Raw genomic sequence first — 15,375 nt, 5'->3', positions numbered from 1 at the left:
GGCGCCGTGACACGGTGGAAGACGTCGCCGCCAGCCCCTGCCCTCCCTCGGCCGACGGTCCGCCCTGGCCGTTTAGGGGTGATCCTCGACGATGGACCCATCGGCCAGCACGAAGAGACCGCGCTCGCCCGGCGAGGCCGGCGCGGTCGCGACAGGCTGCCCCCCGCGCGACGGCTCGGGACCATAGAAGGCGTGGTCGCCGATCGTGACGCTGGGCTGGCGCCCGCCGAAATTGACCAAATCCTGGGAGACCGCGCCGGCCGCCGCCCGGGCCGCGACGATCTTCGGGTTTTGAAAGAACAGGGCCCCTGAGGTCGGATCGGGCAGTCGGCCGTCGAGCGCCAGGTTGAGGATGGTGTCGACCCGCGCCTGACGCGCCGCGCTGACGGGCGGAAGGGTTCGCCAATCGCCGCCGGCCCGCGACACCGGCTCGAACTGGCCCCGCGCGTTGACGACCGCGTCGACCTGGTCGCCCCAACGTCCGGAGGCCAGGCGGTTGAGAATGGTGTAGACGACCCCGGCAAGGCCGCTGTCGCCCTGCCCCGCCGCCTCGGCCCAGGTCACTCGGGCGATGGCGTCGCGCGCCGAGGACGTCTCGACGACGGCGCGAAGACGCCCAAGTCCGTTTTCGCCAGCGACGGCCTGGGTCCAGCCCGACGCCGACGAGGCCAGGCTGGCCACGGCCCACAGGATGGCCCATCGACGCTTCACGCGGCGCCCTTGCCCGCCAGCAACGGCTTGTAGACCCCAATCACATCGCCGGCGGTCACGGGCCCGTAGTAGCGGCTGTCGAAGCTGTTGGGGATCCGGGACGAGAAGACGAAGTACTCCCCCGCGACGAGCCGCCGGCAGCCCCGCCAATGCGGAAGCGTCCGGCCAAGCCGGTCCGTCGCGGCGATCAACGCCCAGGTCCGGCCATTGACCGCCAGCCGGCTCGCCCCGGCGCAGACAAGGTCGCCCTCCCCTGCCCGCACGGTCTTCAGGATGCTGCTGCGCGCCCGCTCGGGCAGGACGGTCGCTACATAGGGATAGGCCTGGGCCGGCGCCCTGAAGGCGATGACGCGGCCCGGCCCCGGAGGCCCTGCGGCTCGGATATAGAGACCCACCGGCTCGCTGGGCGAGGTGTTGACGAGCACCAGCGGCGCGGACGCCCACGCCTGGACCGCCGCGACCGGCGCGGGGATCAGGCCGAGCATAACGATGCGGGCGAGCCTGTTCATTGGGCGAAGAGTTTCATGTCGCCGGACCCATGTGCAATTCCGGAGAACTCCAGGGTCGCAGGATCTGGACCGTCCGGCCGCGCGGGTGTGCGTTCCCCCGCGTCCCTAGCGGGTCTCGAGCCGGGAAACAGGGCCCCTCTTCTGGCCCTGTGTTTCCCGGCGGCGCTTCAGCCGCGTCGTTAGAGATAATGTTATGAACTAAGTTAGATAAGTTAAGGGGCCTGAAGAGGCCCAAAACCCCAGCATATTCCGCTCGTTATGCAACCGCCTGGTGGGCGATCCCCCGTGGATCGGTGTTTGATCCCCCGAGGGTCGGGTGTGCGTTCCCCCGCCGGTGACGTGGGCGATCCCCCGTGCGCGTCCACAGGCCGGCGCCAGGCTCGCCGCCGGTGGGCGAAACCCCGACGCCCGGCGACCCGGCCAGTGGGCGATCCCCCGAAAGTCGAGGCGCGCAGCCCCGGCCCGTCGGGCTTTTCGACGCTTCAGGGCGCCCCGCAGGCTCTGCCGGTGGGTGAAACCCCGTCGCCACGCGCCCAAACCTGGCCAGGTTCCGACCTTGGTGGGCGAAACCCCGACGATACGGGCCTGGTTCGGTGTGTGAAACCCCGACGTCCGGCCGGTTTTCCGGTGGGCGATCCCCCGAAGGCTCGCGCGGCGGCCGCCAGCGTAGGTTTGAGCCGCGAAAATCGTTCAAACGGGCGGATTTTAACGTCCCATTAACCGCTCTGGAGGGTGGCGAGGGCCCGGCGGGTGGGTGAAAGACCGTCACCCCGCCCAACCCGTCTGGATTAGGATATCCAGGCAACCGCCTGTCTATACACAGCTTTTCCGCGTTCGGTGTGTGATAGACCGTTAGTTCTCGCGCGAGGGAACCCGGCGCTTGGCCCACGGATCGAGTCGGCCGTCCACCTCGTCGGCGCGGCGGTCCTCGCGCTCGCGGCGGGCGAGACTGGCCGTCTCGGCCGCCAGTTCGGCCTGGATCTGCACCCGTTCGGCCGCGGTCCGCCGGATGAACCGCACCGCCTGGGAGCCGTCGCCGGCGGTGACGAAGGCCATGTCGTATTCGGGCAGTTCGTTGGCCTCGACGATCTTGCGCAGCATGCGCGAAAATTCCTTGGGCTCGCTGTCGGAGCCGGTCTTCTCGTGCAGCAGGCTGACGCGGCAGGTCCAGCCGTCGTCCTGGTCGCCGGCGTGCTTGCGAGCGATCCGGTAGATGGCGCGCTCCAGCCCGCCGGAGAGCTGGAAATAGTCGGGGTGCATGGTCAGCACCGACTTTTCGTTGATGATCCCCTCATAGACCCAGTCCGACAGGGTGATCTTCAGGGCGATCGGCTTGTCGGTCACCGGATCGACCTCGACCTCCCAGCCGTCCAGCCAGCTGAAGCGGCGGTCGCGCCCCTTCTTGGCGCGGATCGAGGTGAAGATGGTGGTGGTGGCCAGGCGGTCGAGGGCGGCCTTCAGGTCGTTGTAGCCCTTGCCGCCGGTGTCGCGCTGGATCGAGCGCAGCAGATCATAGGCGGTCACCTTCAGCGACCGGGGCACGTCGTTCTTGCCCTCGGCCTTGAGGCGGTTGAGCGCGCTGGTGGCCCAGATCAGGATGTCGGCGTCCCAGATCGTGGCCATGCCGTAGGCGGGCACGGCCTCGACCTTGACCGAGACCTCGCCGTCGCCGCTCTGGTACTGGATCGGCTTGAGGCGCTTGCGCTTCTGCAACGAGAAGAACGGCCGCTCCATCGTTTCGCGCTGATCCTTCAGGGAAAGGTCGCGCATCAACGGAATGAACAGGTCGAACTGGTTGTTGCGGTCCTTGGGGGCCGTCATGCCCTGCCCTACTCTCTCGAACATCCCCGGGTAACGCGATTCGCCGCTGGCCCCGCCCGATCCCTCTCAAGGGCAAGAGGGCAAACCCCCATTTGCCCTCTTGCCCAAGCGTTACTTTCGCAAGCGCCGGCCGTCCTCGTGAAGGTTGGCCAGATCGACCGGATAGCCCTTCTCGGCCAGCGCCTCCAGGACCAGGTACTTGACGGTGACCCGCCGCCTGACCGCGTCAAGCTTCAGCGCGGTCGACAGAGCGTCGTCGATCACGAACTTCAGCGAGGTCTCGCGGTCGGAGAAGTCGGCGGCCGGCGCGGGCCTGGCCGTCTTGGGCTTGGCGACGGCCCGGGGCGCGGGCGCCGCCACGACCTTGGGCGCGAGCGGCGCAACGGGCTCGGCCGCGGGCTGGACGAGCGTGGGGCTGGGGGCCGCCGGCGCGCTGGTCGTGCGGGCGAAGCCGAGATCCTCGGTGGCCTTCCTCAAGGCCTCGGTCGAACCGGCGTCATTGATCGGGCGCGGGCGCGGGGCCGGCTGGAAGGTCGGGCGGACGGTCTTGTCGTTCATGGTCTCCCCTCCCCGCTCAGGCCGCCTGGGCCTGGGCCGCGAGCGCTTCAAGCAGTTCGGCCAGGACGGCGGCGATCTCGCGCGCGGCCTTGGGATCGCCGGCCGGCCCGCTGGGCGTCTCGCCGGTGAAATGGATCTGCTGATAGGCCGCGCGCTGGATGACCTCGGTGCTCAGCACCGGAATGTCATTGCCGCGGATCTCCTGGCGGGCATGGGTGGCCACGCGGCTGTTGAGGGGGTTCATCTGGCTGAACACCACCCGCGCGGGGATGCCGCGCTTGAGCATCTTCTCGGCCCGCTTGACCACCTCATAGGTGCGATAGACCTCCTGCAGGTCCATCCCCGAGATCTTGGTCGGGATCAGCACCATGTCGCTCTCGGCGATGGCGTAGGTCACCGCCTGCGAGGCCGCGCCCTCCAGGTCCACGAACACCAGCGCGTACTGCCCGGCCGCCTCGGCGATCACGTCCTGAATCCTGGTCTCGTTGGCCTCGCTGATCACCGCGACCTGGCAGTCCTCGCCGGCCCGCTCGCGCCAGCTGGCGACGTGGCCGTTGGGGTCGCCGTCGACGATGGCCACCGACCCGCCCTGGCGGGCGAAGGCGTCGGCCAGGCACATGACCAGGGTGGTCTTGCCCACCCCGCCCTTGGTCGAACACACGCTGATGACAGCCATCGGAAGCTCCCTCTCGAGACAATGGGCGAATGGGCGAAAGAGGTCTTGGCCGCTTGGGCGAAACCTCTCTTGCCTAAATGAGGCTATGGGCAATTGGTGAACAGGGCTTTAACCCAAGCGGGCATTAGCGATCTTGGGTAAATACGCAAAACGCCTTTTCCCCAAACACTCAAAACCCCAGGCGACCTGTTGCGCAAATGGGTAAGCGTGAACTCGCTCAAAACCCCAAGCGCGGAACAGCACTCTAGGCCATTAGCCCAGATACGCAACTGCTGCAATTCGCGTTTGCGTATTTGGGCAATAGCCCAAATGGGGCTTTGCCCATTTCCCAGTGAACGCGGCGACGGGCCTCGCAGAGCGTTATAGGACTGAACCGCTTCGGCCGGCGCCGCAACGTCCAAGCGTCCAAAAGCACACTTCCCCATTTGCCCTGTTGGGGAAAAGGGGATCAGAGCCGCCAGGCGCGATACCGCGAGCGCCCGCTGACCTCCATCACCGACGACCCCAGGCCCGCCAGCAGGCGACGGGCCGAATGCTCGGCCACGCCCAGATGCTCGGCGGCCAGGCCCGCGCTAACCAGGGGCCGAGACAACAGAAGTTCCAGCAGGTCACGCGACCGATCGTGGGACCGCCGGCCGGCGACCCGCTTGAGAACCACCTGCCGCGCCAGGTCCAGGCGCTTGATCTCGGCCAGGCCCGCTTCGGCGCCCAGGGCCAGAACCTTCAGCCAATAGGCTAGACGCACGACGGGGGGAGCCATGAAACCGCGCGGGGGCTGCAGGTTGTTCCGGCGCGGCGCTTCGACGCCCAGCAGGCAGGTCCGGGTGCGGCCCGCCTGGCGAAGCGCCTGGGCGACCATCACCCCGCCGACATAGGTCTGCCGGGGCAGGGGATTGACCAGGCGCCAGCCCTCCAGGGCGACGGCCGCGCGCAGCAAGGCCGGCGCGCGGTCGGGCAAGCGTCCCGCCCACAGCACCCACTCCTCGAGCGCCTCGAGCGGATCGGCGGTCTCGCCGCGCCCGAGCGTGCGCACCTGGTGGACCAGTTCACCGACCAGGTCGCGCGGCTCGGCGGCGGGATCGCGTCGAACCCCTTCAGGATCGACCGGGGCGGGGGCCAGCACGGGCGGCTGGCCACGATATCCCGCCAGCCAGGCCGCGCCATCGGCGGTCTGCAACTCCGGGCCCGCGGCGCGCGCCTTGCGACGCGCCCGCACGAGGCCATAGGTCGCCCGCAAGGCCTGGTCGGGCAGGCGAGCGTCCATCTGGGCGTCGTGCAGCACCAGATCCTCCAGGTCGACGATCTCGCCGCTGACCCAGCCCCAGCCATTGGCCTCGATGAAGTCGGTGCGCGCGGCCCAGCCTTCGGCGAAGCCGCAGGTTTGGACGCGCGCATCGAGTCGGCTCACGCTGTCCTCGGCGCGCGCCAGAGCCAGAAACAGGGCCTCCACCGAAACGTCCAAAAAGCCGGCTCCAAGCCACGAAAAACCCGTGCATGGGTGTCGCACATTTCATGCCATTAACTGTGCGTTACGCCAAGATGCGCGATGACCCGCCCCGGAGGTTTCTCCGGGGCGGGCGCGTCCTCGCCTAAGCTTCCTCCTCCGCCTCGGGATTGGTCTCGGGACGGTCGAGCGACTTCAGCTCGTGACCCGGGCCGGCGACCACCACCTTGGTGAAGTAGTGCTCCTGGCCGTCCTTGTCGGTGTAGCGCTCGTTGCGGATCTCGCCTTCGACATAGACCTTGGAGCCCTTGGCCAGCGGCCGGGCCGACAGCCACTTGACGGTCGCGGGGCTCCAGATCTCGACCTGGTGCCAGGTGGTGAAGTCCTGCCGCTCGCCGCTCTTCTTGGTGTAGCGGCTGGTGGCGACCCGCAGGACCGCCAGGGCCTTGCCGCCCGAGGTGGCGCGGATTTCGGCGTCCGCGCCGGTGAAGCCGATCAGTTGAACCTTGTTCAGCATGGTCTTTTCTCCGTCTTCCGCCGGGAAGGGCCCCGGCGGCTCGCGGTCCCTGCCGCGATCACGCGTCCTGGCAGGGCGGGGGAGGCGGGAAGGGCCAAGGTCCGCGAGGGCTGGAAACCGGCCTGCACGCGCGCAGCAAGGAAGGCCGGAGGGTCCGGCCCTCGCGCCTCGCCGCGACGAGGTCGACCTTGACCCGACCCGACCCGCCCTAGGGATGGCGTGACCGATCGCGCGGGACCGGGTGTCCGACCGGACCCCTTCCTTTGCGAAGACGAAAGACCTGCTGAGCCCAGGTTTCGACCCGCGAACCGGCGCCGACGCCGAACTGCGCAAACCCGAAGTGTCCATGGCGCGGCTCATCCGGATCCCACGCCCTCCGCCAGAAGGCGGCGCGCGGCTTTCACCCCGGCGCCGAGCCAGATCGAGACCCGCGCAACGCACGCGGCCCCGCCCGGCCGAAGTCCAAAGGCGAGCCGTCCTTGTCGAACGATCCGCCGAAGATAGGCCGACGTCAGACGCCAGGCTCGCCAAGGCCGTCGCCAGCCGGACGCGGGCGGCTCGCCCGCCCCGAGACCAACCTGACGGAAGAGAGGAGGGGACCTCGCCGCGCCCGCTCGGAAGCAACCTCCGGGGCGGGTCAGCCGAAGCGAACGAATCGCCAACCGCTACCCGTGGTCGCCGAACAGCGGGCGGCCGCCACATCTCGTGGTTCGTTCCATCTTCATTCTCCACCGAAATGCATGGCGCGGCGGCGCTAGGCCGCCGCGCCTAGGGGCCTCAGGCCCGCAGCCGCACCGCCACGCAGCGCACGCCGCGCTCGCTCGCCTTCTGGGCCAGGTTCAGCGCCGGACCGAAGGGCTTGAGGTCCCCGCCACGCGCGGCGTCCAGCGAGTTGGCCAGGGTCAGGACGCAGACCGGCTCCAGATCCAGGAGCTCGTCATTGGCTCGGAACGGCGCCGCGCGGCCGTTGCGGTCGAAGTCGGCCTTGGCCAGGACCGTGGTGACGCCATGGGAGCGCGCCCACTTCTGGGCCAGCTTCTCGCCGCCGCGCGCGCCGGTCGTGGCCAGGGCCATGTCCGGCCAGGTCTGCCGGGCCCAGTTGAGCGCATCGAAGATGCGCCCGGCGTCCAGGGCGGTGTCGGCCTGGGGCGCGGCCCTGAACCCGACGACCACGGCGCCCGGATCGACGGCGCGCTGACGACGGGCCTTCATGGCGCGGATGGCCTCGCGGGCCTCGATCTGGGCCGCGGTCACCCGCGAGGCCCGCACGTTGCCGCGCCAGGGCTGCCAGACCTCACCGGTGGCCACGCCATAGGCCTGGGCCGCCGCATCGCGGATCATCTCCACGGCCTGGACGGCCACGTCGCCGGCCCGGGTGCGCCGGGTGGCGTCCTGCAGGTCGGTGTCGGCCACCTCCGAGCCGTCGAAGTCGCGGACCAGGCGGGCCAGGTCGTCGCGGGCCCGGTCGGCCTCGCGTTCGATGCGCTGGGCCGCCGAATGAAAGGCCCCGATCAGGGCCTCGGCCAGGGTGGTCTGAAAATCCTCCAGGGCCGTGTCGGCCAGGAGGTCGAGCAGTTCGGTCATGGCGCAGCAGCCCAACTGGGCGAGCGCGTCTTCGGGCGGATGGGGCCGCGCGTCGTCGAGGCTCAGGGCCTGGGCCTCGAAGGCGGTCAGCGGACCGGTGAGCGGGGAGGGGACGCTGGGGGTCATGGGAGCGGTGTCCTTGAAGGGGTTGGAGGACGAGCCCGTCGGCTCCCGACCGTCCCCCGCGCCGCCGGCCCGGAGCCGGCGACAAGGGCTTTGAGCGCAGCGCCCCTTGTCGCCGACCCCGGACGGTGGCGAGGTCGCTGGAGCCCAGGGCCGTCCCAGCCCCGTCAGCCCCGATCCCATCCCCGCAGCGCCGCGGACCGCCGCCGCGTGCGCCCGGCCTCGACCCCGTCCTGGCGCTTCAGGCGGGGCGGACAGGCCACCGCGTGATGCCCCGCGCAGTAGGGACCAGCGCCACGAACCGCGAGGCCGCAGAAGCCGAAGCCGGCCGCGCGCGGATCACCGACCGGCCAGTGGCAGGTTCGCGAGGTCAGGGCGGTCAGGTCGAAGATGCGGGCGACCGCCTCGACGCTTGGCTTGGCCGGGCGTCGCACGCGCGCCGACATCGCCCGCGGGCTGGACGGCGGCGGGGGAGGGGACTTGGCCAAGGTCCGAGACGGCGTGCGCCGCGCCTGGCGCACAGGGCGTGACCGACGTGGCGGAGACGGCGGCGTGCGTCCGGCCAGACCCAACCGGTGGATCTTGCCGATGACGGCGTTGCGGGTGACGTCGCCCAGCGCCTTGGCGATCTGAGCCGCGCTGCGCCCCTCGCGCCAAAGCCGGCGCAGGGTGTCGATACGCTCGGCGCTCCAGGAGGAAGAAGACATGGGGAAGTCCTTTGAAGACCGCGCCCGATCGGCGCGCCCCAGCCCGCCTGCCTCCTGGCTTTCCCCGGCCGCTCTCCACCGAACCCGGGCGCTTCCGGACCCCTAAAGTTTTCCAGTATTGGCAGACTAAAAGTTACAACCTAAACACTCATCGGCGTCATCGGTGACGCTTGCGCCGCTCCTCCCCCCAAGCGGGACGGCCCAGACTTTCGCCCGGGTGGCCAACGTGTATGTCCAGGCTTCGGCTAAAGACGTTGGCGGGTGTCTATCAAGCGCCTTCTCAACACCCGGAGCGGCTCTAACTGGCCGCCGACGCCGCTCCGCGCGAGCGCGCAATTTCCTTGTTCCACAACGCCGCCTCGGCGAGACTCACGAACGATGAAATCGAATCTGGACCACTTGCCCGACCGCCAGCAGCAAGAGCTGGAGACCATCACCGGCCACCTGCTGCGCGGGTTCGAGGCGGCCGTGGCCGGCGGCACCCAGCCCTGGCGACGCGGGGCGAAGATCTACAAGATCATCCTGTTCGGCAGCTACGCGCGCGGCGACTTCGTCGACGCTCCCGAGACCGGCTACCAGTCGGACTTCGACATCCTAGTCGTGGTCAGCGACGACAAGCTGACCGACGTCACCGACTACTGGTGGGAGACCGAGCAGAAGATCACCCACGACCCCGCCATCGGCCGGATCGTCAACCTGATCGTCCATAGCCAGGCCGAGATCAACGAGGCCCTCGACGAAGGCCAGTTCTTCTTCCGCGAGGTGATCGACCAGGGCGTGGCGCTCTACGAGGTCCCCGGCCACGCCTTCCATCCGCTGAAGCCGCTGATGCCTCAGGAAGCACTGGACCTCGCCACGGCCTATTACGCCAAGCAGTCCAACACGATGGACACGCGACTAGAAACGGCGGAGTTCGCCATCGGCAAGGGGCTGGAAAAAGACTGGCCTCAGAACGCCGCATTCAATCTTCATCAGGCTTCCGAGGCGGCTTATGTCGCCGTGCTTTTGGTGATCGGCTTCTATTCACCCCGCTCGCACAACATCAAGTTCCTGCGCGGCCAGGCCGAGGCCCGCGCGCCGGACCTGGTCAGCGCCTGGCCGCGCGAGACCCGAGCCCAGCGCAAGCCGTTCGACAAGCTCAAGCGCGCCTATGTCGAGGCCCGCTACAACCAGGACAGCTACCACGTCACCACCGAGGAACTGCTGGATTTGAAAGCCTCGGTGGAAGGCTTGGTGGCCCTGGTCCGCGCCACCTGCGAGGCGGCGCTGGCGCAGTTGCGCATCGCGGCCGGCGCGCCCCCAATCCCCTGACCCCGCGTCAGGGATCGTGACCCGCATGGGCCGAGACCCGGACCGAACCGACAGGAGAGGGGAGGGGCCCGCGGCGACCGCCGCCGCAGAGGCCGCCGGTCCAGACTTTAAGGTTACGTGGGCCAGCAAACTGCTCGGCCCCGAGGAACTCTACAGCGTCTCCGGATCCTGACCTGGACAGAAGGCCGGCCAGGAGAACGCTCATCTGATCTGCCTAGTGACAGGTCGGGACCGGAAAGTGCTCGGCCAGATAGGCCACGATCAGGTCCGCGCCCTGGCGCCAAAGCGCGTCGGCGGCGTCCTGATCGGCCGCGGCGTCCATGTCGCGGGTGAAGCGCTCGACCATGCGACCCAGGCCGCGATAGGCCCGGACCTGCTCCAGGGTCAGGCGACCGGCCTTCAGGTCATCCCGCAGCATCATGATCCGCGCCAGGAGGGCATCGGCCTCGTCTTGCCTGTCCTCCAAATCGGACGCCCCTTCAGTTTCGCGGTCGCCTGGATGCGTTCGCCGATCGGAAGCCAGCCTAGATCCAAAGCCAGCCGCCCCGCGATCGTTCCCTCTCCCTGGAACTCGGACAAGCTTGATGCTTTTGACGATATCAATGTGAAGCATGATATCATACACGATATCGACCTCTTGCGATCGATCACCATTCTGATGTACTAAAGTGCATCAAACTGCCCTTTAATGCATCTTACGATATCATGCCTTCCACCGTTCCCGACACCCTGCGCCAAGCGCGCGAGGCCAAGGCCTGGTCGCAACGCCAGCTTGGCCAGCGGGTCGGCATGCCCCAGCCGCACATCTCTCGCATCGAAAGCGGCGCCATCGATCCCAAGCTCTCGACCCTGCAGGATCTGGCCCGGGTCCTGGACCTTGAACTGATCCTGGCGCCGCGCGCCGCCTTGGCGGCGGTGGACGTCGTGGTCCGCGAGAGCGCCCAGGACGCCGAGCGTCTGCGCCTGCGAAAGACCATCTCGGCGATGTACGATGCGGCCCATACCCTGCAGGCCATGGCCGGCGGCCTCGACGATCGGGTGGCCGACGCCGCCGACGGTCTCTCGAGGCTAGACCTTTCGGCGCTATCTCCGGTGATGCGCCATGAGGTCTTGGCCGCCGCCGCCGTGGTCGACGAAGCCGTCGCCGCCCATAGCACCCAGCGGCTGGAGACGGCGATCATCAGTCTCAATAGGGTCCTCACCGACGCGCGCAAGCCAGCAGCGCGCGACGCCGCCCGCCCAGCCTACAGCCTGGACGAGGAGCTCTAGCCATGGCCGGTCTGGACGTGTGGCTCGGCGAGCGCCGCATCGGCGCCATCACCGCCCTGGGCGGCGATCGGTCGATCCTCGCCTTCGACGACGCCTATGCCGACGCTCCCGACCGCCCGACCCTGAGCCTGGCGTTCAAGAGCGCGGCCGGCGGCCTGCTGCGCGACATCCGCCCCACCCGCGCGCGGGTCCATCCCTATTTCTCCAACCTCCTGCCGGAGGGACCGCTGCGCGACTACCTGGCCAAGCGGGCCGGCGTGAACCCCACGCGAGAGCTGCATCTGCTGGCCACGCTGGGCCAAGACCTGCCCGGGGCGATCGTCCTGCGCGTCCAGGACGAGGATCGCCTGCCCGACGTCGCCGCGCCTGCCCGCTTTTCGGCCGGGACCCAAGCCAGCGCCCTGCGGTTCTCCCTGGCCGGGGTGCAACTGAAGTTCTCGGCGGCCGAGAAGGCGCAAGGCGGCCTGACGATCCCGGTCCAGGGAGTCGGCGGCGACTGGATCGTCAAGCTGCCCTCGACCCGTTTTTCCGGCGTCTCGGAAAACGAGTTCTCGATGATGAGCCTGGCCGGCTCCATCGGCATCGAGGTCCCGGCCACCCGCCTGCTGGCCCTGGACGAGATCGAAGGCCTGCCCCAGGACATTGGCCGCCTGCGGGGCGCGGCCTACGCCGTGGCCCGCTTCGACCGAGGCGGGGAGGGCGAGCGCATCCACATCGAGGACTTCGCCCAGGTGTTCGGCGTCTTCCCCGAGGCCAAGTACGATAAGGCCTCCTATCGCAACATCGGCCAGGTGCTGTGGCGCGAGACCGGCCAGGCCGGCTATGGCGAGTTCATCCGCCGCCTGGTGTTCAGCGCCCTGATCGGCAACGCCGACATGCACCTGAAGAACTGGTCGCTGATCTATCGCGACGGACGCACCCCGGCCCTGGCCCCGGCCTACGACTTCGTGGCCACGACCGCATACCTGCCCGACGACAACGCCGCCCTGAAGGTGGCGCGCAGCAGGGCCTGGAGCGACTTCGGCGCCGACGAACTGGCCGCCCTGGCCGACGGGGCCGGCGCGCCTGGCCGGCTGACCCAGAAGATCGCCCGCGAGACCGTGGCCGCCTTCCGCGAGACCTGGACCAAGGAGGCCGCGCATCTGCCCATCGCCGCCGAGGTCCGCGCCAGCGTGCTCGACCAACTCGACCATGTGCCCCTGGCCCGCTCCTGAACGCCCCGTGACCGACACCGCCGACATTAAGGCCCTGGACGCCATGGCCGCTCAGCTGGAGGCCAGCGGCCGCTACCGCCTGCAGCGCCGGTTCGAGACCAACAGCCTGCACACCGACTTCGATCCCACCACCCTCAAGCGCGGAATCTATCTGGACACCGAGACCACCGGCGTCGACGGCCGCCGTGACGAGGTCATCGAACTGGCCATGATCCCGTTCGACTACGACCCCCAAGGCCGCCTTTGCGCGGTCGGCCAGCCCTTCGTCGCCCTCAACCAGCCCAAGACCCCGATCCCAGCCGAGATCACCCGCATCACCGGCATCACCGACGCCATGGTCGCCGGCCACGCCATCGATCCCGCCCAGGTCGCCGCCTTCATCGCGTCGGCGGTCATCATCATCGCCCACAACGCCGCCTTCGACCGCCCGTTCGCCGAACGTCTCACCGAGGCCTTCAAGTTCAAGGGCTGGGCCTGCTCGATGAGCCACGTCGACTGGAAGGGGCACGGATTCGAAGGAACCAAGCTCTCCTATCTCGCCGGCCAATGCGGCTTCTTCTTCGACGGCCATCGGGCCGAGAATGACTGTCTTGCCGGGCTGGAGATCCTCGCCCGCCCGTTGCCCACCGGCCGCACCGCGCTCGCCCATCTGCTCGAGACCGCCCGCGCTCCGACCTGGCGCATCGTCGCCGAGCGCGCGCCGTTCGAACAAAAGGACAGGCTGAAAGCCCGCGGCTACCGCTGGAACGGCGACGACGCCGCCGGCCCCAAGGCCTGGTACACCGACGTGGCCGAAGCCGACCGCAAGGCCGAGCTCCTCTACCTCGCCCAAGAGATCTACGGCTACGATCCCGGCCTCACCCCCAAGCGCATCACCGCGTTCGAGCGGTTCTCCGACCGGGCCTGAGTCCATCAGGGGCTACCAAGTCCCCGTCGCCACCGTCGTGGGCAAGGTCAGGCGCAGCGCGCGCCGTGGCTGTCGCCCATTATCATCGACGGGCTCATGTCGACCGATTTGGAAAGATGCAAGCAGAACTGCTTTGATCTATCAGGCAAGCGTTGCTAGCTTGTCGGCAAGCACGGGGGGAAGCGCGCGTGGAACAAGACAAGCGGGGCAGGCTGATGAAGGGCGCATGGGTGATGATGAGCGCGGCAAGCGTGGCTGCGCTGGCCGTGGCCGCTTGCCAGGCTAGGTCCTCTTCCGACCCAAGCCAGGCCACCGAGCTCACCGCGTCCGAGGCGGCGCGGTGCCAGGGCCTGACAGGCCAGCGCCTGGGGGGCGCGACCGTCGAGGCGGCTCAGGCCCAGAAGAAGGGCTTCAAGATCGGCAAGGGGCTGTCGCGCAAGGCGCCCACGGCCTTCTGCCACGTGCAGGCGACCGGCTCCTCCGGCCCCGGCTCGAAGATCCGCATCGAGATCTTCCTGCCGCCCCATTGGAACGGCAAGCTGTTCGGCGTCGGCGGCGGGGGGCTCAGCGGCGGCCTGAGCGGATCATCGGCCTTCATCGCCCCTGAGCTGGCGCGCGGCTATGCCGGCGTGGCCAACGACGCGGGCCACCAAGACGATAAGAGCGTTGCCTGGGCGCTCAACGCGCCGGCGATCGAGGACTTCGGGTTCAAAGCCAATCACCAGGCCCTGCTCGCCGCCAAGGCGGTGATGGCCGCCTATTACGGCCGCCCCGCCGACCGCAGCTACTTTTTCGGCTGCTCCAACGGCGGGCGCGACGCCCTGATGCTGGCCCAACGCTGGCCCACCGATTACGACGGCATCGTCGCCGGGGCGCCCGCCGCCGACTGGACCCGCCTGACCTCGACCTTCCTGTTCAACCACAGGCTCCTGGAGGAAACGCCGGGCGCCGAGAAGCTGGGCTCCAAGTTCGAACTGATCCGCGAGGCCGCGGTGCGCCAGTGCGACACCCTCGACGGCGTCGCCGACGGCGTGCTGGAAAACCCGCTGGCCTGCCGGTTCGACCCGGCCCAATTGCAGTGCAAGGACGGGGACAAGACCAGCAAGTGCCTCACCCCCGGCGAGGTCCAGGTTGTGCGGGCCTTCTACCAAGGCCCGCGGAGCAAGGACGGCCAGAGCGTCTATCCGGGCTATCCGCCGGGCAGCGAGTACGGCAAATCGATCATCCCGATCCAGGGCTGGGGAAACTGGAACGTCAAGGGACCGCAAGCGGGCTTCGCCCTGAGCAAGGCCTATTACAGCGCCATGGTCGCCGGCGACCTGGGCTGGAATCCCGCCAGCTTCGACCTGGACCGCGACTATCCCAAGGCCCGGCAGAAGACCGGCGCGGCCCTGGACGCCGACAACCCCGATCTTCGTCCGTTCGCCGACCACGGCGGCAAGCTGATCCTGTTCCACGGCTGGGAGGATCCGGCGATCCCGGCCCAAGCCACGATCAACTACTACTCAGCCGTTAGCGAACGCACCGGCGCCCAGGCCGACACCAGCGTGCGCCTGTTCATGGCGCCGGGCATGTCCCACTGCATGTTCGGCCACGGCCCCGACGTCTTCGACCCAGTGGCCGCGATCGATGGCTGGGTCTCCAGCGGCAAGCCGCCGGAAACGATCATCGCCTCCAAGATGAGCAGCAACATCGCCCAGGCCCTGGGCCGGCCGACCAAGACGGTCAGAACCCGCCCCCTGTGCGCCTGGCCCAAGGTCGCCCACTACAACGGGACGGGATCGACCGACGAGGCCAGGAACTTCACCTGCGTGGCGCCTACCCCGCCGAGCGCCTGACGAGACGGCCGGGTCCTTGTCAGCCTGGCCGCCCCCTCCGCCGAGACGGCGTGGATCGCTGTCGCAATCCGCGCAGAGGCCTCCTCGACTTGATCAGCGCGGACCGGCCGACCGTGACTCATCGCGGACCTTGGGGACGGCAGGTTCTTGGCCACACGGAAGGGTCGCTACGTGGCAATATCGCGA

General features: G+C 68.9%; 15 protein-coding genes. 5 read left to right on the top strand and 10 right to left on the bottom strand.

The genetic code is table 11. The annotated features are described in order from the left end of the window. Positions 1-72 precede the first annotated feature (72 nt). The 9 genes from G3M57_RS26395 to G3M57_RS26355 form a co-directional block, all read right to left on the bottom strand. The gene (locus tag G3M57_RS26395) at positions 73-711 is read right to left on the bottom strand and encodes a cell wall hydrolase (RefSeq protein WP_163233895.1); all 639 of its coding nucleotides are present in this window, start codon (positions 709-711) and stop codon (positions 73-75) included. Continuing rightward, positions 708-1,220: a S26 family signal peptidase gene (locus G3M57_RS26390; protein WP_163233894.1), complete on the bottom strand. Its 513-nt coding sequence runs from the start codon at positions 1,218-1,220 to the stop codon at positions 708-710. The genes G3M57_RS26395 and G3M57_RS26390 overlap by 4 nt, the downstream gene beginning before the upstream one ends. Positions 1,221-2,072: 852 nt before the next feature. Then, complete coding sequence (locus G3M57_RS26385; RefSeq protein ID WP_163233893.1) at positions 2,073-3,041, bottom strand: replication initiator protein A; 969 nt, start codon at positions 3,039-3,041, stop codon at positions 2,073-2,075. A 111-nt stretch (positions 3,042-3,152) separates the two neighbouring features. Continuing rightward, positions 3,153-3,599: a hypothetical protein gene (locus tag G3M57_RS26380; protein ID WP_163233892.1), complete on the bottom strand. Its 447-nt coding sequence runs from the start codon at positions 3,597-3,599 to the stop codon at positions 3,153-3,155. Between the two features lie 16 nt (positions 3,600-3,615). Beyond that, entirely contained in the window at positions 3,616-4,275 is a 660-nt protein-coding gene (locus tag G3M57_RS26375) for a ParA family protein (protein WP_163233891.1), read from the bottom strand. Positions 4,276-4,723: 448 nt separating this feature from the next. Beyond that, on the bottom strand, positions 4,724-5,683 hold the full coding sequence (locus G3M57_RS26370; protein WP_163233890.1) for a DUF1612 domain-containing protein: 960 nt from the start codon (positions 5,681-5,683) through the stop codon (positions 4,724-4,726). A 181-nt stretch (positions 5,684-5,864) separates the two neighbouring features. After that, complete coding sequence (locus G3M57_RS26365) at positions 5,865-6,236, bottom strand: single-stranded DNA-binding protein (RefSeq protein ID WP_163233889.1); 372 nt, start codon at positions 6,234-6,236, stop codon at positions 5,865-5,867. A gap of 777 nt (positions 6,237-7,013) precedes the next feature. Beyond that, positions 7,014-7,946, bottom strand: a complete 933-nt coding sequence (locus G3M57_RS26360; protein ID WP_163233888.1) for a DUF2493 domain-containing protein — start codon at positions 7,944-7,946, stop codon at positions 7,014-7,016. A 164-nt stretch (positions 7,947-8,110) separates the two neighbouring features. Further along, complete coding sequence (locus tag G3M57_RS26355; protein ID WP_163233887.1) at positions 8,111-8,650, bottom strand: GcrA family cell cycle regulator; 540 nt, start codon at positions 8,648-8,650, stop codon at positions 8,111-8,113. A gap of 378 nt (positions 8,651-9,028) precedes the next feature. Between G3M57_RS26355 and G3M57_RS26350 the strand changes: the two genes are divergently transcribed. After that, on the top strand, positions 9,029-9,961 hold the full coding sequence (locus tag G3M57_RS26350) for a HEPN domain-containing protein (protein WP_163233886.1): 933 nt from the start codon (positions 9,029-9,031) through the stop codon (positions 9,959-9,961). 214 nt (positions 9,962-10,175) lie between these two features. Here the strand turns inward: G3M57_RS26350 and G3M57_RS26345 are convergent, their stop codons facing one another. Beyond that, entirely contained in the window at positions 10,176-10,382 is a 207-nt protein-coding gene (locus tag G3M57_RS26345) for a hypothetical protein (protein WP_163233885.1), read from the bottom strand. Between the two features lie 284 nt (positions 10,383-10,666). Here G3M57_RS26345 and G3M57_RS26340 point away from each other — a divergent pair, with 284 nt between their 5' ends. The 4 genes from G3M57_RS26340 to G3M57_RS26325 all read left to right on the top strand — a co-directional run bounded on the left by G3M57_RS26340 (position 10,667) and on the right by G3M57_RS26325 (position 15,189). Next, positions 10,667-11,230, top strand: a complete 564-nt coding sequence (locus G3M57_RS26340) for a helix-turn-helix transcriptional regulator (protein WP_163233884.1) — start codon at positions 10,667-10,669, stop codon at positions 11,228-11,230. 2 nt (positions 11,231-11,232) lie between these two features. Then, complete coding sequence (locus G3M57_RS26335) at positions 11,233-12,444, top strand: type II toxin-antitoxin system HipA family toxin (RefSeq protein ID WP_163233883.1); 1,212 nt, start codon at positions 11,233-11,235, stop codon at positions 12,442-12,444. Next, positions 12,422-13,351 carry a 3'-5' exonuclease gene (locus tag G3M57_RS26330; protein WP_163233882.1) on the top strand — a complete coding sequence of 310 codons (930 nt, stop codon included), beginning with the start codon at positions 12,422-12,424 and terminating at the stop codon, positions 13,349-13,351. Before G3M57_RS26335 ends, G3M57_RS26330 begins: the two co-directional genes overlap by 23 nt. Before the next feature lie 188 nt (positions 13,352-13,539). Next, entirely contained in the window at positions 13,540-15,189 is a 1,650-nt protein-coding gene (locus G3M57_RS26325) for a tannase/feruloyl esterase family alpha/beta hydrolase (RefSeq protein ID WP_163233881.1), read from the top strand. The last annotated feature ends 186 nt before the right edge of the window (positions 15,190-15,375 follow it).

The organism is Caulobacter rhizosphaerae (assembly GCF_010977555.1).
Classification (GTDB): domain Bacteria; phylum Pseudomonadota; class Alphaproteobacteria; order Caulobacterales; family Caulobacteraceae; genus Caulobacter; species Caulobacter rhizosphaerae.
The sequence above is the reverse complement of the archived record's forward strand: the minus strand, read 5'-3'. Positions and strand labels throughout refer to the sequence as shown.